An 18,262-nucleotide genomic window follows, 5' to 3' on the forward strand; every position below is an offset into this window, starting at 1 on the left:
CGCGAGGGAGTTCACAGGACTTTCCCGAGGAACGCTTTCGTCCGCGGATGCTGGGGATCGGTCAGCACCTGCGCCGGATTCCCGCTCTCGACCACGACCCCGCCGTCGATGAACACCGCGTGGTCGGCGACCTCGCGCGCGAACCCGATCTCGTGCGTGACCACGACCATCGTCATGCCGGAGCGGGCGAGATCCTTCATCACGTCGAGGACCTCGCCGACGAGTTCCGGGTCGAGCGCGGACGTCGGCTCGTCGAAAAGCATCAGTTTCGGTTGCATGGCAAGGGCTCGCGCGATCGCGACCCGCTGCTGCTGACCACCGGAAAGCGCACTGGGATACGCCGACGCCTTGTCAGCGAGCCCTACCCGGTCGAGCAGTTCCAGCGCCCGTTTCCGGACGACTTCGCGCTTCTCGCGGCGGACGCCGACCGGTGCCTCCATGACGTTCTGCAATGCCGTCATGTGCGCGAACAGGTTGAACCGCTGGAACACCATGCCGATCTCGGCGCGCCGCCGCTGCACAGCCGAGGGCGGCAGTTCATGCAGCCGCCCATTGCGTTCGCCGTAGCCGATCAATTGCCCGTCGACGTACAAGCGACCGGCGCTCAGCGTCTCCAGATGATTGATCAGCCGCAGAAAGGTGGACTTCCCGGACCCCGACGGCCCCAGCAACGTCATCACCTCGCCGCGCCGCACTTCGAGATCGATTCCCTTCAGCACGGCGGCGGAACCGAAACTCTTGCAGACGTTCACCGCCTCCACCATCGGCGCTTCGCTGCTGGTCATCGGCCCTCCGAAGGAATCGCGCGCCGCGACACGGCCCGCTCGCTGCGGTTGAACCGGCGCTCCAGGAAATGCTGGCCGACATTCAGCACCGACGTCATCAGCAGATACCACAGCGACGCGGTGATCAGCAGCGGAATCGTCTTGAAGTTCGTCGAATAGACGAGCTGCGCCGAATAAAGCAGCTCCGGAAAGGCCAGCACGCTCACCAGCGAGGTCGTTTTCAGCATGGTGATCACCTGGTTCCCGGTCGGCGGAATGATCACCCGCATCGCCTGCGGCAGCACGACCCGGCGCAGGGTGCGCAGCCGCGACATGCCCAGCGCCTGCGCCGCCTCGGTCTGCCCGCGGTCGACCGACAAGATCCCCGCCCGCACGACTTCCGCCATGTAAGCGCCCTCGTTCAAGCCCAGCCCCAGAATCGCCGCGATGAACGGCGTGATCAGCACGTTGGTCGGCGCGGACACGAACTGCGGCCCGAACGGAATCCCCAGCCCGAGCCGCGGATACAGCGCCGAGGCGTATCCCCAGAACAGCAACTGGACGAACACCGGAGTACCGCGGAAAAACCAGATGTAAAGGGAGGAAAACCCCTTCAGCGCCGGATTCGACGACAACCGCATCACCGCGAGCGCGACGCCCAGCACGATCCCGATCGCCATCGCGATCACGGTCAGCTCGATCGTCTTCCCCAGCCCGGCGAGGATTTCCCCGGACCCGAGATAGTTCCCGACGATGTCCCAGCCGAAGTTCTTGTTGGTGAGCAGGGTGTGGACGAACATCGCCGCCAGCACCGCCGCGACCGCGTAGGTGACCCAGCGCCCCGGGCGGCGCAGCGGCACTACCGGTTCTTCCTGGATCCGTGGCGCACTTATCGCTGTCATGTTCCCCGTTTCCCTTCCGGGTCCGCCGTTTCCCGCTTACGATTGCGCGCCGTTGATCTCGGACTTGTCGATCGCGATCTTCTCCAGATTCCACTTCTTCAGAATCGTCCGGTAAGTGCCGTTCTTGATCAGCACCCCGATCGCCTCGTGCACCGGCTCCACCAGCTTGCTGCCCTTCGGAAAGGCGACCCCGCCCGGATTCGGATTGCGGAAGAACGGCCCAGCGGTCTCGAAGACGTCCTTCTGCTGCGCGGCGACCGCCAGCAACGGCGGAGCGTCCTCCATGACCCCGTCGATCCGCCCGCTCTGCAACGCGAGCTGCGCCTGCGGCCCGTTCTGGTAAACCTCGACCGTCGCGGCCTGCTTCCCGGCCCCCGCGCACTTCGCCGCCTGCGACGGCAGGAAACTCGTCTGCTGCAAGGACCCGCGAATCACCCCGACGCGCGCACCGCACACCTGATCGGCCTTGAGCTGCGCCGGATTCCCGGTTTTCACCAGCACCAGCGTGCCGTTCCAGTAGTAGGTGACCAGATCGACCGTGCGCTCCCGTTCCTTGGTGTCGCCGATCGACGACATCGCGAGATCGACCTTGTTCGAGGTCAGCGACGGAATGATCGCGTCGAACGAGGTGTTCACGAACTCCACCCGCACCCCGAGCACGCCGCCGATCGCGTTCGCCAGGTCCGGATCGAGCCCCACCACCTTGCCCGCCTGAACCGACTCGAACGGCGGATAGGTCTCGTCCATCGCCACCCGGAGCACCCCCGCGCTCCGCACCTCCGCGGGCAGCTTGGCCGCCAGCGCGGCGTCCTTGGCCACCGCCGGAACCACGACCTCCGACGACGGCGCGGCCGCCTCCCCGCCACCGCCTCCACACCCCGCCAGAGCAGCGCAAACAGCGACAGCGCCGGTGACGAGCAGGGCGGCTCCACGTCGGTTCATACTGTCTCCTTGTCATTCTGTCTAGCTGTCTGACAGCAGACTCTCCTATGGACGAGGGCGCGGGTCAAGAAGCAAAAAAGTCGATCTAGAAACCGGGACTGCCGGGAGCAGGGCCTGGCGGAGCGGCGCGGCCCCGGCTTCAGACCGTCCGGATCCGCCGGTCGATTTCGCGGATCACAGCCAAACTGCCGACCTCGGCATTGGACAGCACCACCACGTCGAGATCCTCGACCGGATAGTGCCGGGCAATGCCGCCGACGCCCGCGTTGCCGCCGTCCTTGTAGTAATTCAGAACTGAACCGTCCGGCCGCAAAGTAAACTCCAGCCCGAAGCCGAACCACACCTCTCCGTGGTGGTGCACCTGCGGGGTGAGGAACAGCTCGGTCCGCTCGGTCGACATCAGCTCACCGGCACGCACCGCGCGCAGGAACCGCACCAGGTCGTCCGCGGTGACGTGCGCTCCGCCGTCGGGCGAGCCGATCGGCGGATAGCTGAAGATGTTCTGCTTCCAGCCGGTGATCCGGCCCTCGGAATCGGTGACCGGATCCCAGCCCTCGGCGACGTTCGGGGCAGCTTCGCGGCGGTCGTAAAAGTCCGACGAGGCCATTCCCGCACGCGCGAAAACGGCGCTCCGAATGTGCTCGCGATACTCGGTCCCGGTGATTTCCTCGATCGCCAGCCCGACCAGGACGTATCCGGCGTTGCAATACCGGCATCCCTCGCCCGGCGGGAAATTCGGCGGCTTGTCAGCGAAATTCGGCACCAGGTCCCGCGTCCGCGTCACCGAATAGACCGGCTTGTCGACCCACAACGCCTCGTAGCTCTCGCCGGCTTCCTCGTCCGCGTCGTCGGCGATCCCGGAGGTGTGCGTGAGCAGCTGCCGCACGGTCACGCGCGGCGAGATCGCCGTGCCGGCCAAGTCGACGAGGCCGGTGATCGGCGCGTCCAGGTCCAGCCGTCCTTCGTCCACCAGCTGCAACGCGGCGACCGCGGTGAACAGCTTGGTGATCGACGCCGTGTCGAACCGGAGGTCGAGCCTGTTCGGCACCGCCCACCGGCGGCTGGCCTGGCCATACGCGCCGGAGAACACGACGTCGTCGCCGCGGCGGATCAGCACCACGCCGGAGAACTGGTCAGCGGCGGCTCTCGCGCTGAGCCAGGAATCCAACCCGGTGAAGCACATTCTCGAATAGTAGCGTCGCAGGCCAGACCAGCGTCTCGCGAAACAGCGGCGGCCGAGGCGGCGACTCTACGGACATGAGACCGATGCGGCGTGCGCGCGTGGCGTCATGAACCTGCCCGACCGGACCCGGCGCTGGCGGGGTTTGTTTGCCGCAGAAGGCACCGAGCGCCCTCGCCGTCTCGGCCGGGGCTCTCGCCCTGACCGCGGTCATACCGAGAATATGGACAGTGCTGTCCCAAGGTCCGGCCGCCGCGACGGCCCCGAAGGCAGCCCCTCCCACCAAGGCGGCGCGCCACGGTCTCCCCGGGCCGAATTTCGACGTCGGCCTCGAGGCCAGCGAATTCCATGGATGGCAGAAAGAAATCGATACGTCGCCGTCGGTCGCCCTCCAGCTGATCGCCGAATATGCCAACACCGGGTCGGTACGACAGGACAACGTGACGCTGAGATTCGAACTTCCGCCCGAACTCGTCTACCAGCCGGGCACTGCTCGACTGGGCAACGGTTCCCACCCAGACGGCGTGCAGACCAACGACATCACCGGTGGAATGAACATCGGCAGCTACGCCCCGGGAGCCAATGCCTGGGTCTTGTTCAGCACAACGCTGAAAGACGAAAAGACCTTCCTCTGCGACACCCGGACCCTGGTTCCCGCAGTCCGGGTCGAAACCGACAACGGGACCAAGAGCGCCGAGGTGACCATCAGGGTAAAGCGCCGCTGCTAACCCCGTACTGCCTCCCGACCGCACGCGAACCCGATGGACAATGCACCGCATCGATCGCGCACCGGGGAGGCAAGGCGTGGCAGACCCAACCGGAGATTCCTGGCTGCAACTCCTCGTCGACGGAGCCGAACTGGCCGACCTCGAAGCCTTCCGCGCCCGTTCCGTCGACACCGCACCGCCGGGCACCGTCGCGCAGGTCGAGTCGGATGCCCGGCGGGCGCTGCATCTCCACGCGCTGCTGGCCGAACGCAAAAGGCACGCCGCCGAGCTCACCGTGCTCAACGATCTGGCCCGCCAGCTCACCGCGTTGCGCGAGCCGAACGTCCTGCTCGCCGAGATCGCCGTGCAGGTCCGGCGGTTGCTGACCGTGGACGTCGCCTACGTCATGCTGACCCGCGAGGACGACGTGCTGCGGATCGAGGTGGTCGACGGGTCGATGGGGGACGCGTTGCGCGGCATCGAGCTGCCGCGCGGCGTCGGTCTCGGCGGGCGGGTGCTGGAGACCGGCAAGGCGTATTGGTCCGGCGATTATGTCCGGGACACCCTGCTCGCCCACGAGTCCACAGTGGACGAAGCGGCGGTCAGCGAGCGGCTGGGCGGCATTCTCGGGGTGCCGTTGCGGGTGGGCGACGTGCCGATCGGGGTGTTGCTGGCCGCCGGGCGCGGGCCGCGGACGTTCAGTGAGCACGAGGTCGGCCTGCTGACGTCGCTGGCGGCGCACGGAGCGATCGCGATCCACAACGCCACGTTGTTCGACCAGTACCAGCGGGCGGCCGAGGAAATCCAGCGCAATGTCGACCTGCACGACCGGCTGACTAAAACCCTGCTGGACGGCGCGGGCCTCGCCGAAATCGTCGAAGCGCTGGCGCTGGTGCTCGACGCCGGGATCGTCGTGCTGGACGCGGAAGACGCGGTGCTGTGTTCGGCCGGTGATGACGTCGAAGCCGCGTGGTCCCGTGTGCGGGGCACGACGCGCACGGCCAGCGTAGGAGTGGCACCGATCGTGGTGTCCGAAAGCTACGCGGGTTGCGTCGTCGCACTGCGCGAACGCGGGGTGGACGACGGCACGGTCCGGCTGCTGGAGACCGGTGCCACCGTGGTCGGGCTGGTTCTCGCGTCGGACCGGGCGGTGGCCGAGGCCGAGCGACGCGCGCACGGCGAGTTCGTCGCTGAACTCCTCGGCGGCCACGCGGACGACCAGACGATCGCCCGGCGCGCCGGTACCGCCCGGATCAACCTGGGCGCGATCGGGTGCGTCGCCGTGCTTCGGCCGGTCGCCGAGGACAGCGAGGCGACGACCGGCGGTGCCCGGCTCGCGCGCCAGGAACGCGGCTGGTCAGCGCAGTACGAGGGTTCTGTCGTAGTACTCCTGCCGACACACGACGTGCTTCGCGTCCGCGACGACATCCGCCGCTGGGACGCGCCGGTGACTGTTTGCGTGGCAGAAGCCGACGGCACCGCGGCAGGCGTGCGCGCGGCCTATCGGCAGGCACACAACGGCACCGCGCTGCTGGCCGCGCTGGGCCGGGCCGGAACCTGTGCCGCAGCGCGTGAGCTGGGCATCTACCAGTCGCTGTTCAACCAGGTCGGCCGGGACGATCTGCGTGCCTTCATCGACTCGACGGTCGGCGCGCTGCTGCGCCACGACCAGCGCTACCGCACCGGCCTCGTGCCGACGCTGGAGACGTACCTGTCCCACGGCGGCAGGCACAGTGCGGCGGCCAGCGCGCTGCGCATCCACGTCAACACCCTCTACCAGCGGTTAGCCCGGATCTCCGACGTGATGGGCGAGGGCTGGAAAGACTCCGGCCGGACGCTGGAGATCCAGCTCGCGCTGCGGCTGCACCGGCTGACGGAGTCCTTGCCCGGCTAGGGCACTGGAGATTTCCTCCATCGCCAGTCGCGCGGAGCGGCTGGTTCGTCCATTGAGCCGGACGCTCGCCCGTCGCTAACGTCCCGTTCCATGCGCGATGAGGCGATGCGGCGTGAGCTGATCGAGGAACTGGACCGGGTCCTTCCGGCCGGCCGGATGATCACCGACCCGGCCGTGGTGTCGGGCTATGTCCACGACGAAGCCGAATGGGCGCCGTACGGCACGCCCGCGGCGGTGGTGCGGCCACGCACCGCCGAGGAAGTCCGCCAGGTCGTCCGGACCTGCCTCCGGTTCCACACCCCGATCGTCCCGCGCGGCGCGGGCACCGGGCTGTCCGGCGGGGCGAACGCGCTCGAGCACAGCGTGATCGTGTCCACGGAGGCGATGACGGCGATCAAGGAGATCGACAAACGCGAGCGGCTCGCCGTGGTCGAACCCGGCGTCGTCAACGATCACCTGCGAGCAGCCTGCGCGGAACACGGCCTCTGGTATCCGCCGGACCCGGCGAGCGCGCCGTGGTCCACGATCGGCGGCAACGTCGCGACCAACGCGGGCGGGCTGTGCTGCGTGAAGTACGGCGTCACCCGGGACTACGTGCTGGGCCTGCAGTTCGTGACCGGCACCGGCGAGCTGGTGCGCGTCGGCCGCCGTACCGCCAAAGGCGTCGCCGGTTACGACCTCGCCGGGCTGCTCGTCGGCTCCGAAGGCACCCTCGGCGTGATCACCGAGGTCACCGTGCGACTGCGCCCGGCGCGCCAGCCTGAGCACACCGTCGCGGGCTACTTCGGCTCGATCGTCGACGCCGGGCGCGCGGTCGCCGCCGTCGCCGAGGCCGGGCTCGAACCCTCGGCGCTGGAACTGATCGACCGGCATTGCCTGGCAGCAGTCGACGAGTGGAAGCACATGGGCCTGTCGACCGAGGCCGACGTGGTGCTGCTGGGCCGCACCGACAGCGCAGGCCCGGCGGGAGAGCTGGAAGCCGACGCCATTCTCGCCTGCTTCGAAAAGGCGGGAGCAACCTTCGCGGTCCGCTCGACCGACCAGCAGGAAGCCGACGCGCTGTTCGACGCGCGCCGCCTGGCCTACCCGGCGCTCGAACGGCTCGGCCCGGTGCTGACCGAGGACGTCTGCGTGCCCAAAGGCGCGGTCCCCGACATGCTCGCCCGGATCGAGGAAACGGCGCTCCGGCACGACACGCTGATCGCCAACATCGCCCACGCCGGCGACGGCAACCTGCACCCGCTGCTGATCACCCGGCCCGGCGACGAAGCCGCGAAAAAGCGTGCGCAGGCGGCATTCGACGACATCATCGCGGCGGCGCTGGAACTGGGCGGGACGGTCACCGGCGAACACGGGGTCGGCCTGCTCAAACGAGACGGCCTGGCCGCCGAGGCCGGACCCGCGGTGCTCGCGCTGAATCGGGCGGTGAAGGACGCGCTGGATCCGCACGGAATCTTCAATCCCGGCAAGGTCATCGCTGGCGGGCAAGAATAGTCCACATTGGACCGCTGGTCAGGCCTGCGTGCTGTCGACTGGTTCTCGCGTACGATCGCTCCCCCGCTGCCGGACCAAAAGGCACGTAACGGCACCGACCGCGATCACCGCGATGGGCAGCGCGAGGGTCGGCCGCATCGCGTCGACCACCCCGTGCCCGAACACCGAGGCCGCGGCCTGCTGAACGTCGCGGACCACCTCGGCCGGCGTTCCGGGCGGCAGCGGGATCGTGGCTCCGGACTGCCCGGCATCGAGGGCCGTCCCGCTCCGAGCCACGTTCTCGAACCCCGCCGCGAACCGGTCGCGGACGCTCTCCGGAAGAGCGGCGGCTCGCGCGGCCGCCTCCTCCCGAAGCGAGACGGCGAGCCGGTTCTGCAGCACCGCGCCGACTGCCGCGCTGCCGATGACCGTGCCAATCTGCCGGATCGTGTTCAGCACGCCGGAAGCGGCGCCAGCCATCGCGGGCTCGACGTGGTACATCGCGACCGTGACCATCGGACCGAACACGCCGCCGATGCCCGCCCCGACGACGAGCAGCGCGGGCTGGAACTCCCACCACGCGCGTCCGGCCTCGGCCACCGCCGCCAGCCACGCCATTCCGGCCGCGAACAACGCCAGGCCGGTCATCAGGAGGTACTTGCCGCCGAGCCGGTCGGCCAGCCTGCCCGCGACCGGGGACAGCACCGCCGAGACCACCATCGCCGGCGCCATCACCAGCCCGGCCTCGACCGCGCTGAAGCGCAGAACCGACTGCAGATAGATCATCACCGGCAGGAACAGGCCGATCATGCCCACCTGGACGGTCGCGGACACGAAGCTCATCACCGCGTACCCGCGATCGCGAAACAGCGCGAACGGCAGCAACGGATCGTTCCGCTGCCGTTTTCCTTGCTGCACAAGGAATACCGCCAGCAGCAGCACCCCGGCGGCCAGCAGGAGCCAGATCGTCGCGTTCCACTCGTACCGCTGCCCCTCGGTGAGCGCGAACGTCAGGCTCGCCAGCCCCGCCGCGGCGAGCACCACGCCGAGAACGTCCACCCGGCGGCGGGCGCCGTGCCGCAGGTCCGGCACCAGCATCGCGGCCAGCACCAGCACGAGCAGGCCGATCGGCACGTTGACCACGAAAATCCACTGCCACCCGGCCGAGCTGACCAGCAGCCCGCCCAAGGTCGGGCCCGCGATCGTGGCCACCCCGGCCACCGCACCCCACACTCCGAGCGCAGTGCCGCGGCGCGCGGGCGGAAACGTGCCGATGATGATCGTCATCGTCTGAGGAGCCAACGCGGCCGCCCCCAGCCCCTGCACCGCCCGAGCGGCGATGAGCTGCGCCGGATCCCGCGACAGGGCACACAGCACGGACGCCGCCGTGAACACCGCGGTGCCCGCGATGAACATGGCACGCGGCCCGAACACGTCCCCCAGCCGCCCGAACGCGATCAGCAGCGCGGCGAGGACGAGGATGTAGACGTTGATCACCCACAGGGCCTGGTCAAGCGAGGCGCCCATGCTTTCGATCATGCTGGGGATCGCGACGTTGACCGCCGTCAAATCCAGCAGGGTCAGGAAAAATCCCAGGCTGAGCGTCACCAGCACCGCCCAGGGATTGCCGCGCCAACGGTTCATTCCTCTCCTTCCCGGACCCCGCTCCGTCGCCGGCTAGAATGCTAGCATCCTACCAAGCTAACGAGGTAGCCCGAGTTTCCCGGAAAGGACGGGCCGCACCGTCCACAAGGGACCGGTCCCCCGCGGACTGGACAGCCGGGCCGCCGCGGGTATGCTCTGCCCATGCGCGCGATCATCATTCGCTGGCGCGTCGGCTAGACCAGGTCGCCGGCGCGCAGTCCTTTCGTGCGCTTCGGAACCTGGTCCGGATCTTTCCTTCCAACACTGGTGCAGGAGATCCGTCTTGTCTGAAACAACCATGAGCGTCGCAGCCGCGCCGTCACCCGAGTTTCCCGTCTATCGCGCCGTCACGGCCCATGTCACCGGCGGGCTGGCCGGCACGCTGCGGGTCATGACCCTGCTGCACAGCAGGCGCTACCCGGTCCGCAGCCTCGACATCGACGTCCGCGAAGGCGTCGTGGAAAGCCGGGTGAGCTGCACACTTCTGTTGACCGCCGGGGAAACCGGCCTGCTGCTGGAGCGGCTGCGGCGCATCCCGGTGGTCGTGTCCGCCGAAAACGCTTGAGCCTGGACCCCGGTGCCAGCCTGGCACCGGGGTCCAGGAGAGGTCAGCCGGTGACGAGCGAGAGACCGTAGGTCTGCAGGATCTCGTTGACGGGCTGGAACCAGGTTTCACCGCCGGAGCCGCAGTTGCCGAAGCCGCCCGAGGTGACTCCCTGGGCTTGGTCGCCGGTGATGAAGGAGCCGCCGGAGTCGCCGGGTTCGGCGCAGGCGTTGGTGTGCGTCGCTTCGTAAACCGCACCCTGGGCGTAGTTGATGGTTTCGTTGAGGCCGAGGACGGTGCCGCAGTGCCAGTGCGAGGTCGAGCCGGAGCGGCAGATCGAGGAGCCGGCGGGCGCGACCGCGGAGCCGCGGACGATCACGTCGCTGACCGTGCCCCAGCCGAGCACGACGGGCGCGGTCCACCAGCCGTTGCCGATGGTGATGTAGGAATAGTCGTTGCCGGGGAAGGAAGATCCGGCGAACGTGCCCATCGCCGAGTTGTCCCAGCCGACGACGGAGCTGCCCTTGCTTCCGCAGTGCCCGGCGCTGACGAAGCCGCCGTGGACGGAGAAGCCGATGGAGCAGCGGGTGTTTCCGTTGATGTAGTAGGGATCCCCGCCGACGGTGCCCGCCGAGAAGGTCTGCGGGCGGGAGCCGGTCGCGAGGGTCACCGGGCCGGTTTCGCGTGCTCGGGCGAGGAATGCGTCCACGTCCGCGCCGTGTGCGCCGGGCTGGAGGGTGACGACGAGGCTGCCGCTGCGGGGGTCCGCGTGCCAGCCGCTGACCGCGGCCGGGGCGCGTTTCGTTTTCGCGGCGGTGTCGAGAGCCGTCTTTGCCGCGTCCAGCGCCGCGGCGGTCACGCGTGCCGGGACCGTGTCCGCTCCGGTGCGGTGCACCGCGTCAGCCGCGGCCGGATCGGTCACGCCGACGACCAGCTTGCCAAGGGTCGGGTCGAACCAGGCGCCGCCGAACGCCGCGCCGGCTGCCTGCTGAGCCGCGGGCAGTTGCCGGGACGCGGTCAGTTCTTGCCGGACCCGGGTCTGCGCTTGCTGCGCGCTCAGGCCCAGATCTCGTTGCATGGCCGCGATCAGCCCGGGCGACGCCTGCGCGGCGGGCGTGACCGCGGCGGCGAGGCTCAGTGCCAGAGCGGCCGCACCGGTGAGGCTGAGGGCGATTCTTCGACGCATCGGAACTCCTCCAAGGCCGGGGGAAAGAAACCCACTGTCGGCTGAGTGTGGGGAGGCTCTCCGAAGCCGGTCCAGCGGCGGCCCGCATTTTGTCCGAAATCTGTCGCCCCGGCTGCTCCGTTCGTCCACGCCGGACTGGACTTCCGGGCAACCGCCGCGCCCGCCGGTCAGGTCAGATGATCGAATTCACCGCTGACCCAACGGATGTGCGTGTCGGCGGAACGGTGCACGACCGCCTTGGCGTCGGCGTCGATGGTGTCGCCGCCGAGGGTGTAAAGACGGTCGTAGGACCAGCCGTCCAGGCGGTCCACGATCCGCCGGACCACCGCGGCCGACAGCGGGATGTGCTTCGGGAAATTGCGCTGGAACGACACCCAGTTCGGCGCGAGGCCGCCGCTGATCGAGTCGCCGGACAGGAGCGTGCCGTCCGGCGTACGCAGCACGGAGCTGCCCAGCATATGGCCGCCGACCTCGATCAGCTCGACCCCGGGCACCGGCTCGGCGTGGTCGGTCCAGAACTCGAGCACCGGGTCGGTGCGGCCCAGCCATTCCCGGCCCGCCTCGTTCACCAGCACCGGAATCCGCCCGAACGCGTGACTCCAGCTGACCTGGGCGGCGAACATGTGCGGATGGCTGGTCGCCACCGCGGCGACCTCGCCGAGCGCCCGGACCGCGGCGAGCGTGTCCGGCTCGATGGAGGTCGGCGGATCCCAGAGAACGTTCCCCCGCTCGGTCTGTACGACGAACGACCACTGCCCGATGCCCACCGCCGGTTCCCGTCGCAGGCTGTGCAGCCCGCGCCCGTGGTCCCGCTGCCGCACCGCGTGCGGTTCAGCGGCGAGCTGTTCGTGCGTCCGCCAGCTCCCGGAGTGCGGGCCGAGGTCCCCGCGCTCCTCGATGCCGACCTCGCCGCGGTCCAGCACGCAATGCGGGGGTTCGGGGGTGCCGGGTTGTTCGATGCCGCATCGGTCGCAGATCCACAATGTCATGATCGCGATTCTGGAACCTCGACCATGGTAGAGGTCAACCGGCGGTTCAAGCCCGGTCAGACGCCCGGCCGGCCGCCGAGCAGACGGGTGGCCTGCTCGGCGGCGCGGACGACGACCGGAGCCCATTCCGCGCCCTGGTGCGGGGTGATCCGCTGGGCGGGCCCGCTGATGCCGATCGCGCCGACGAGCGCTTGGGCCGGGCCGAACACCGGCGCGGACACCGAAGCGGCCCCGGCGTCGCGTTCCTCCGACGTCATCGCGTACCCCTGCTGCCGGGTCTGCTTCAGCAGCACGGCCAGCAGATCCGGATCGGTCACCGTGCTCGTCGTGAACGGCTCGAGCGGCCGGGCCAGCACCTGCGCCGCCTTGGCGTCGTCCCAGGCGAGCAGGACCCGGCTGGCCGATCCGGCGTGCAGCGGCATCAGCTTGCCGACGTACATCTCCCGCCGGATCGCCTGGTAGGTCTCGGCCATCGCCACGCACACCCGCAGGTCGCCCTCGCGCCGGTACAGGCACGCCGTCTCGCCGGTGGTGTCGCGCAGCCAGGTCAGCGCCGGGTGGACGATCTCGCTGACGTCGAGGCCGGCCCCCGAGGGCGCCGCCCAGTACGCCAGCCGCAGGCCGATCCGGTAGCGGTCGCCGTGCCGGTCGAGAAACTGCTCGGCGACCAGGTTGGCGACCAGCCGCTGGCAGGTGCTCGGCGGAAGGTCGGTCGCCTTGCGGATGTCCTGGAAGGACAGTTCGGGCCGGTCCGGGGCGAACGCTTCGAGGATCTGGCGGACCTTGCCGAGCACGAGCACCGGCCGGATCCCCTTGGGCAGCGCCCTCAGGTCGCCGTCGTCCGCGCTCGCGCCCGGTTCGGCGGCCGGGCCGGTGTCGTCCAGATCGTCGTCCACGTCGTGATGCTATCCGGCGTCAGCCGAGGCAGTTGCTCAGCTCGACGAGGTTGCCGTCCGGGTCCCGCACGTACAGGCTCAGGATCGGCCCGGTCGCGCCGGTCCGCTCGACCGGACCCTCCTCGACGGCGATCCCGGCGGCGGCCAGTTCGGCGGCGACGTCCTCCAGCGGGTCGGCCACGATCAGGCAGAGGTCGGCGCTGCCCGGGGTGGGCCGGTGCGCCTTGGGCTCGAACTCGCGGCCCGCCTGGTGCAGGTTGATCTTGCTGCGGCCGAAGGCGAGCGCCGTGCGGCCGCCGCGGAAGGTCACCTCCGCCATGCCGAGGGCACGGTAGAACTCCACGGTCTTCTCGATGCTGGCCACGGTCAGCACGAGGTGGTCGAGCCGGTCGATCTTCACGGGACGCTCCTTTCGGGGGCCGCCGAAGCGGCGGGATTGACCAGGTTGCCCGGCCGGGAGCCCGCGAGCACGGCCAGGACGTTGCGGGCGCAGATCCGGGCCATGGCGGCCCGGGTCTGCTCGGTGGCACTGCCGACGTGCGGCAGCAGGACGGTGTTCGGGGCGCCGGGCAGCCCGGGAGCGAGCCGCGGTTCGTGTTCGTAGACGTCCAGTCCGGCGCCGGCGATGACGCCCGAGTGCAGGGCTGTCACGAGGGCCGCCTCGTCGACGACGGCGCCGCGCGAAGTGTTGACGAGGACGGCGTTTCGCTTCATGGCGCGCAGAGCGGCCGCGTCGATCAGGTGGCGGGTCTGCGCGGTGAGCGGAACGTGCAGGGACACCACGTCGGCGCGGCGCAGCAATTCCGGCCACGAAACGGGCTCCGCGCTGGTGCCGGTTGCGGGGACGGCGGTGGCGGCGGGCGGACGGCGGCAGTACAGCACCCGCATGCCGAAGCTTTCGGCCCGCCGGGCGACGGCCTGGGCGATGCGGCCGAACCCGGCCAGCCCCAGCACCGATCCGCCGAGATCCTGGCCGAGCAGGAAGTCCGGGCGCCACCCCGGGAACTCGCCCGCGCGCGTGATCCGGTCGCCGTCGAGGACGCGCCGCTGAAGGGCGAGCAGCAGCGTCATGGCGAGGTCGGCGGTCGCGTCGGTGAGCACGTCCGGAGTGGTGGTCACCGCTATCCCGAGCCGGGACGCGGCGGCCAGGTCGACGTTGTCGTGCCCGGCCGAGTACTGGCAGATCGCCCGCAGCCGGGCGCCGGCCGTGGCGAGCCGCTCCGCGTCCAGCCGGTCGGTGAGCTGGCTGACCAGGACCACCGGATCCAGCGCCAAAGCGCGTCCGATCCGATCCGGTCCGTCCGGGACCACCTCGATCCGCGCGTGCGGCGCCAGCAAAGACTCCGCCGGTTCGGGAAGCGGGCAGGTAAAGGCGACCAGCGGGGCGGTCACTGCGTGGCCGCCAAAGCCCAGGGGTGGCTGCCCGGCGATCGGCTGGCGCCGTCGGCCGCCCGGCTTCGCTCCGGTTCGCCGAGCTGCTCCAGCAGCGCTCGCCCGCGCGCCAGCAGTTCGCGGAAACGAGCCGGCGTCAGCCACGACGGCCGCAGCGCGTAAAGCACGTCCTCCAGCGCCGTGTTCCCGCTCGCACCCGGCGCGAAGGGGCATCCGCCGAGGCCGCCGAGCGCGGCGTCCACAGTGTCCGCGCCGGCTTCGAGCGCCGCCAACGTATTCGCGACGCCGAGGCCCCAGGTGTCGTGGCCGTGAAAGACCAACCGTCCCGGAGCCATGGCCGAGCGCACGGCCGCGGTGAGGCGGGCGACGTGGGCCGGGTCCGCCTGGCCGATGGTGTCGCACAGGACAAGGCTGTCGAGTTCGAGGCTTCGGCTGTCCTCGACGACGTCCAGTACCGCTCCTTCCGGCGTCCGGCCCTCGAAGGGGCACGTGAACGCGGTCGCGAGGCCCAGCTGGATCCGGACCCCGTGGCTCCGCGCGTACTCGGCCGAGACAGCGAGATCGTCCATGCTGTGCCGCACCGACCGGCCGACGTTGGCCTGGTTGTGCGACTCCGACACCGAGAGCACGTACTGGACCTGCTTCGCCCCGGCTTCGGCCGCTTTGCGGACGCCGGTCGAGTTCGGCACCCAAACCCAGCTGCGGCCGAGGCTTGCCGCGTCGAGAGCGCCGATCACCTCGAGCGTGTCCGCCATCGCGGGCACGCGGTCCGGCCGCACGACCGCTCCGATCTCGATCTCGGGCACGCCGGCGGCGAGCAGAAACCTGGCCAGCGCGACCTTGTCCGCGGTCGGCAGCGTGGCACGCACCAACTGCAGCCCGTCTCGCAAGGTCACGTCGCGAATCGTCGCGTCGTTCACCGAAGTACTCCTTCGCGTTCGAGTTCGTCGATCTCACGGCCGCCGACGCCCAGCAGCTCGCCGAGGACTTCACGGGTGTGCGCGCCGAGGTCGGGGCCGAGCGAAGCGATTTCCGCGTTGTGCCCGCCGATGCGCGGCACGATTCCGGGGAAGCCGACGCCTTCGAGGACGCGGTCGCCGGCGCGGACGTCGAAGCGCTGCACCATGCCCCGCTCCGCGTACTGCGGATCGCGGGCGATGTCGTCCGCCCGGTAAATCCGCCCCGCCGGGACCCCGGCCTCTTCGAGCCGCGCCAGCACCGCTTCGCTGTCGAGGCTCAAGGTCCACTTCGCGATGGCGTCGTCCAGTTCGTCCCGCGCTTGCCATCGCCCGTCGTTGGCCGCGAGGTCGGCCCGATCCGCGAGGTCGGAACGACCGATCACGGTCATGAAACGCCGGAAGATCGAATCGCCGTTCCCGGCTACGACGACTGTGCGCTCGTCGCCGCAGGGGTAGGCGTTGCTCGGTGCGACTCCTTCCATCCGCCCGCCGAGCCGCTCCCGCCGGACGCCGTAGGCTTCGAAATCCGGGAGCAAGGACTCGGTCAGGCTGAAGACCGCCTCGTGCAGCGCCACGTCGACCAGGTCCGGAAACTCTTCCCCCGCAACGGGTTCCGCGGCACCGCGCCGCCGCTCGCGGCGGAACAAGCACATCACCGCGCCGGCGACCGCGTAGATGCCCGCCAAGGAGTCGGCCAGGCTGACGCCCGTGCGCACTGGCACCCGGTCGGCGTCGCCGGTCAGCTCGCGCAGCCCGCCGACCGCCTCCGCGATGGCTCCGAAACCCGGCCGGTCCCGGTACGGCCCGGTCTGGCCGTAGGCCGAAATGCGGACCAGCACCACCTCGGGGTTCGCGGCGCGCAGGTCGCTGGGACCGAGACCCCAGCGTTCCAAGGTGCCCGGCCGGAAGTTCTCCAGGACGACGTCGCTGCGCGCGGCCAGCTCGAGCGCGAGTGCGCGCCCGGGCTCCGTGCGCAGGTCGAGAGCCACCGAGCGCTTCCCCCGGTTGATCGCGCGGTACAGCAGCGACGTGTCCCCCTCGGCGAGGCGCCAGCGGCGCAGTTCGTCCCCGCCTTCCGGGCGTTCGACCTTGATCACGTCCGCGCCGAAGTCCGCGAGCATCCGCCCGGCGGTCGGCGCGGCGATGTAGTTCCCGAGTTCCAGCACCCGGACCCCGGCCAGCGGCCGCGCGCCCCGATCCGGCGGTGAACTGCCCATGAGACTGCCTCCCATCGATCACTATGCGGCGAAGTTACCACTATGCGGTTCACCCGCGCTATGGCTCGGGTCACGACTATCGCCCGATGAGGACCCGAGAAGAGCCTTGCGCACGCGGCGGGAGCGCCTTACGGTGCTCACCACATAGCGGCACTGACGCCGCAATATGGTTGGAGGTAGCGCGATGCTCGACAATGTGGCCGAGTCGTCGGGGACTCGGGTGGCCCGGCTCCTGGACGACCTCCCCGTCACCCGCTTGCACCGCAGAGTGGTGTCGGCGGTCGGGCTCGGGCTGTTCTTCGACATGTACGAGGTCTTCCTCGCCGGGACCATCGGGACCGCGCTGAGCAAGGAGTTCGGGCTGTCCGGGACCGGACTGGCCCTGATGCTCGGCTCGGCCTTCCTCGGCATGTTCGCCGGGGCGTTCTTCCTCGCCCGGCTCGCCGACCGCCTCGGCCGCAAGAAGATGTTCCTGTTCAGCCTCGTCTGGTACTCGCTGTTCTCGCTGCTCGGCGCGTTCAGCCCCAACGCGGCCGTGCTCGTGGCGACCCGGTTCCTCGCCGGCGTCGGCGTCGGGGCCGAGTACCCGGTGTCCGACTCTTACCTCAGCGACGTGCTGCCGGCCCGCTCCAGGGGCAGGCTCGCCGCCTGGGCCTACACCTGTTCCTATCTGGCGGTTCCCGCGCTCGGCTTCCTCTCGCTGGGCCTGGCCGGCCGGTCCCCGCTCGGGATCGACGGCTGGCGCTGGCTGCTGGCGATCGGTTCGCTGGGCGCGCTGGCGGTCTTGTCGCTGCGGCGGACGCTGCCGGAGTCCCCGCGCTGGCTGGAAAGCGTCGGCCGGGACGCGGACGCGAAGAAGGCGTACGCACGATTCGCCGAGGCGGCTCCGCTCAAGCGGCAGCCCCGGCAGCCGAAGCTGCCCGCCGCCAGCCAGCCGCCCGCGCCGGCTTCGGCCGCGCGTCGCCTTCCGGCCAGCGCGCTCGCCCGCCCGCCGTACCGCGGCCGGTTGGCGATGCTCGCGATCTTCCATCTGCTGCAGACGTTCGGCTACTACGGTTTCGGGACCCTCGCGGTGCTCGTCCTGTCCGAGCGGGGATTCGCCGTTCAGCACTCCCTGCTCTACACGGCCCTGTCCTACCTGGGTTATCCGCTGGGCTCGCTGCTGTCGATCCCGCTGATCGCCCGGCTGGAGCGCAAATACCTCGTGATCGGGTCGGTGCTCGCGATGGCCGTGGCGGGAATCGCGTTCGCGTCCGCCGGCGCGCCCGCGGTCATCGTGCTGGCCGGCGTCGCGTTCACCACGCTCAGCAACGTGTTCTCGAACGCCTACCACATCTACCAGGCCGAAATCTTCCCCACCGAACTGCGCGCGTCGGCCACCGGTTGGACCTATGCCCTGTCCCGCGCGACCACCGGCCTGATGCCGTTCCTTCTGTTGCCGCTGCTGCATTCCCGCGGTTCTGTGGCCGTGTTCGCGGTGGTCGCCGCGGCGATGGTGCTGGTCGCCGTCGACATCGCGATGCTCGGACCGCGGACGTCGGCCCGCTCGGTCGAAGCGATCAACCCGCGATGA

The 18,262-nt window shown here is 69.9% G+C and carries 17 protein-coding genes; 5 read left to right on the plus strand and 12 right to left on the minus strand.

What is annotated here, in order from left to right; all coding sequences use genetic code 11:
- Positions 1 to 11: 11 nt before the first annotated feature.
- The 4 genes from RPX00_RS44620 to RPX00_RS44635 all read right to left on the minus strand — a co-directional run bounded on the left by RPX00_RS44620 (position 12) and on the right by RPX00_RS44635 (position 3,791).
- Entirely contained in the window at positions 12 to 785 is a 774-nt protein-coding gene (locus RPX00_RS44620; protein WP_406635027.1) for an amino acid ABC transporter ATP-binding protein, read from the minus strand.
- Positions 782 to 1,666 (minus strand): amino acid ABC transporter permease, encoded by an 885-nt coding sequence (locus tag RPX00_RS44625; protein WP_406635029.1) that lies wholly within the window; start codon positions 1,664 to 1,666, stop codon positions 782 to 784. Before RPX00_RS44625 ends, RPX00_RS44620 begins: the two co-directional genes overlap by 4 nt.
- A gap of 36 nt (positions 1,667 to 1,702) precedes the next feature.
- Positions 1,703 to 2,608 carry an ABC transporter substrate-binding protein gene (locus RPX00_RS44630; protein ID WP_406635031.1) on the minus strand — a complete coding sequence of 302 codons (906 nt, stop codon included), beginning with the start codon at positions 2,606 to 2,608 and terminating at the stop codon, positions 1,703 to 1,705.
- A gap of 139 nt (positions 2,609 to 2,747) precedes the next feature.
- Entirely contained in the window at positions 2,748 to 3,791 is a 1,044-nt protein-coding gene (locus RPX00_RS44635) for a serine hydrolase domain-containing protein (protein ID WP_406635033.1), read from the minus strand.
- 227 nt (positions 3,792 to 4,018) lie between these two features.
- On the opposite strand from RPX00_RS44635, the gene RPX00_RS44640 reads away from it, so the two are divergent.
- The 3 genes from RPX00_RS44640 (at position 4,019) to RPX00_RS44650 (ending at position 7,883) form a co-directional block, all read left to right on the plus strand.
- A complete protein-coding gene (locus tag RPX00_RS44640; protein ID WP_406635035.1) occupies positions 4,019 to 4,516 on the plus strand; it encodes a hypothetical protein in 498 nt (165 codons plus the stop codon).
- Positions 4,517 to 4,592: 76 nt separating this feature from the next.
- Positions 4,593 to 6,389, plus strand: coding sequence for a helix-turn-helix domain-containing protein (locus tag RPX00_RS44645; protein ID WP_406635037.1), 1,797 nt, complete (start codon positions 4,593 to 4,595; stop codon positions 6,387 to 6,389).
- Between the two features lie 90 nt (positions 6,390 to 6,479).
- Positions 6,480 to 7,883: an FAD-binding oxidoreductase gene (locus tag RPX00_RS44650; protein WP_406635039.1), complete on the plus strand. Its 1,404-nt coding sequence runs from the start codon at positions 6,480 to 6,482 to the stop codon at positions 7,881 to 7,883.
- Between the two features lie 18 nt (positions 7,884 to 7,901).
- Here RPX00_RS44650 and RPX00_RS44655 read toward each other — a convergent pair whose 3' ends face one another.
- Positions 7,902 to 9,506 (minus strand): DHA2 family efflux MFS transporter permease subunit, encoded by a 1,605-nt coding sequence (locus tag RPX00_RS44655; RefSeq protein WP_406635041.1) that lies wholly within the window; start codon positions 9,504 to 9,506, stop codon positions 7,902 to 7,904.
- A 283-nt stretch (positions 9,507 to 9,789) separates the two neighbouring features.
- On the opposite strand from RPX00_RS44655, the gene RPX00_RS44660 reads away from it, so the two are divergent.
- Complete coding sequence (locus tag RPX00_RS44660) at positions 9,790 to 10,071, plus strand: hypothetical protein (protein ID WP_406635043.1); 282 nt, start codon at positions 9,790 to 9,792, stop codon at positions 10,069 to 10,071.
- 43 nt (positions 10,072 to 10,114) lie between these two features.
- On the opposite strand, the gene RPX00_RS44665 is transcribed toward RPX00_RS44660, so the two are convergent.
- The 7 genes from RPX00_RS44665 to RPX00_RS44695 form a co-directional block, all read right to left on the minus strand.
- Positions 10,115 to 11,236 carry a S1 family peptidase gene (locus RPX00_RS44665; RefSeq protein ID WP_406635045.1) on the minus strand — a complete coding sequence of 374 codons (1,122 nt, stop codon included), beginning with the start codon at positions 11,234 to 11,236 and terminating at the stop codon, positions 10,115 to 10,117.
- Positions 11,237 to 11,403: 167 nt separating this feature from the next.
- Positions 11,404 to 12,225 (minus strand): hydrolase, encoded by an 822-nt coding sequence (locus RPX00_RS44670; protein WP_406635047.1) that lies wholly within the window; start codon positions 12,223 to 12,225, stop codon positions 11,404 to 11,406.
- A gap of 56 nt (positions 12,226 to 12,281) precedes the next feature.
- Positions 12,282 to 13,121 carry an IclR family transcriptional regulator gene (locus RPX00_RS44675; RefSeq protein WP_406635049.1) on the minus strand — a complete coding sequence of 280 codons (840 nt, stop codon included), beginning with the start codon at positions 13,119 to 13,121 and terminating at the stop codon, positions 12,282 to 12,284.
- A gap of 19 nt (positions 13,122 to 13,140) precedes the next feature.
- Complete coding sequence (locus RPX00_RS44680; RefSeq protein ID WP_406635051.1) at positions 13,141 to 13,521, minus strand: VOC family protein; 381 nt, start codon at positions 13,519 to 13,521, stop codon at positions 13,141 to 13,143.
- Entirely contained in the window at positions 13,518 to 14,513 is a 996-nt protein-coding gene (locus RPX00_RS44685; RefSeq protein WP_406635053.1) for a 2-hydroxyacid dehydrogenase, read from the minus strand. The genes RPX00_RS44680 and RPX00_RS44685 overlap by 4 nt, the downstream gene beginning before the upstream one ends.
- The gene (locus tag RPX00_RS44690; RefSeq protein WP_406635055.1) at positions 14,510 to 15,433 is read right to left on the minus strand and encodes a hydroxymethylglutaryl-CoA lyase; all 924 of its coding nucleotides are present in this window, start codon (positions 15,431 to 15,433) and stop codon (positions 14,510 to 14,512) included. Before RPX00_RS44690 ends, RPX00_RS44685 begins: the two co-directional genes overlap by 4 nt.
- Positions 15,430 to 16,689: a CaiB/BaiF CoA transferase family protein gene (locus tag RPX00_RS44695; RefSeq protein ID WP_406635057.1), complete on the minus strand. Its 1,260-nt coding sequence runs from the start codon at positions 16,687 to 16,689 to the stop codon at positions 15,430 to 15,432. Before RPX00_RS44695 ends, RPX00_RS44690 begins: the two co-directional genes overlap by 4 nt.
- Positions 16,690 to 16,873: 184 nt before the next feature.
- Here RPX00_RS44695 and RPX00_RS44700 point away from each other — a divergent pair, with 184 nt between their 5' ends.
- Positions 16,874 to 18,262: an MFS transporter gene (locus RPX00_RS44700; protein WP_406635059.1), complete on the plus strand. Its 1,389-nt coding sequence runs from the start codon at positions 16,874 to 16,876 to the stop codon at positions 18,260 to 18,262.

It is taken from the genome of Amycolatopsis sp. WGS_07, assembly GCF_045278895.1.
In the GTDB taxonomy this organism is placed as follows: domain Bacteria; phylum Actinomycetota; class Actinomycetes; order Mycobacteriales; family Pseudonocardiaceae; genus Amycolatopsis.

Bases quoted from the DNA above. Each gene is read 5' to 3' on its own strand.
- RPX00_RS44700 (WP_406635059.1), top strand. From the start codon at position 16,874: ATGCTCGACAATGTGGCCGAGTCGTCGGGGACTCGGGTGGCCCGGCTC.
- RPX00_RS44625 (WP_406635029.1), bottom strand. From the start codon at position 1,666: ATGACAGCGATAAGTGCGCCACGGATCCAGGAAGAACCGGTAGTGCCG.
- RPX00_RS44655 (WP_406635041.1), bottom strand. From the start codon at position 9,506: ATGAACCGTTGGCGCGGCAATCCCTGGGCGGTGCTGGTGACGCTCAGC.
- RPX00_RS44630 (WP_406635031.1), bottom strand. From the start codon at position 2,608: ATGAACCGACGTGGAGCCGCCCTGCTCGTCACCGGCGCTGTCGCTGTT.
- RPX00_RS44650 (WP_406635039.1), top strand. From the start codon at position 6,480: ATGCGCGATGAGGCGATGCGGCGTGAGCTGATCGAGGAACTGGACCGG.
- RPX00_RS44695 (WP_406635057.1), bottom strand. From the start codon at position 16,689: ATGGGCAGTTCACCGCCGGATCGGGGCGCGCGGCCGCTGGCCGGGGTC.
- RPX00_RS44665 (WP_406635045.1), bottom strand. From the start codon at position 11,236: ATGCGTCGAAGAATCGCCCTCAGCCTCACCGGTGCGGCCGCTCTGGCA.
- RPX00_RS44620 (WP_406635027.1), bottom strand. From the start codon at position 785: ATGACCAGCAGCGAAGCGCCGATGGTGGAGGCGGTGAACGTCTGCAAG.
- RPX00_RS44670 (WP_406635047.1), bottom strand. From the start codon at position 12,225: ATGACATTGTGGATCTGCGACCGATGCGGCATCGAACAACCCGGCACC.
- RPX00_RS44635 (WP_406635033.1), bottom strand. From the start codon at position 3,791: ATGTGCTTCACCGGGTTGGATTCCTGGCTCAGCGCGAGAGCCGCCGCT.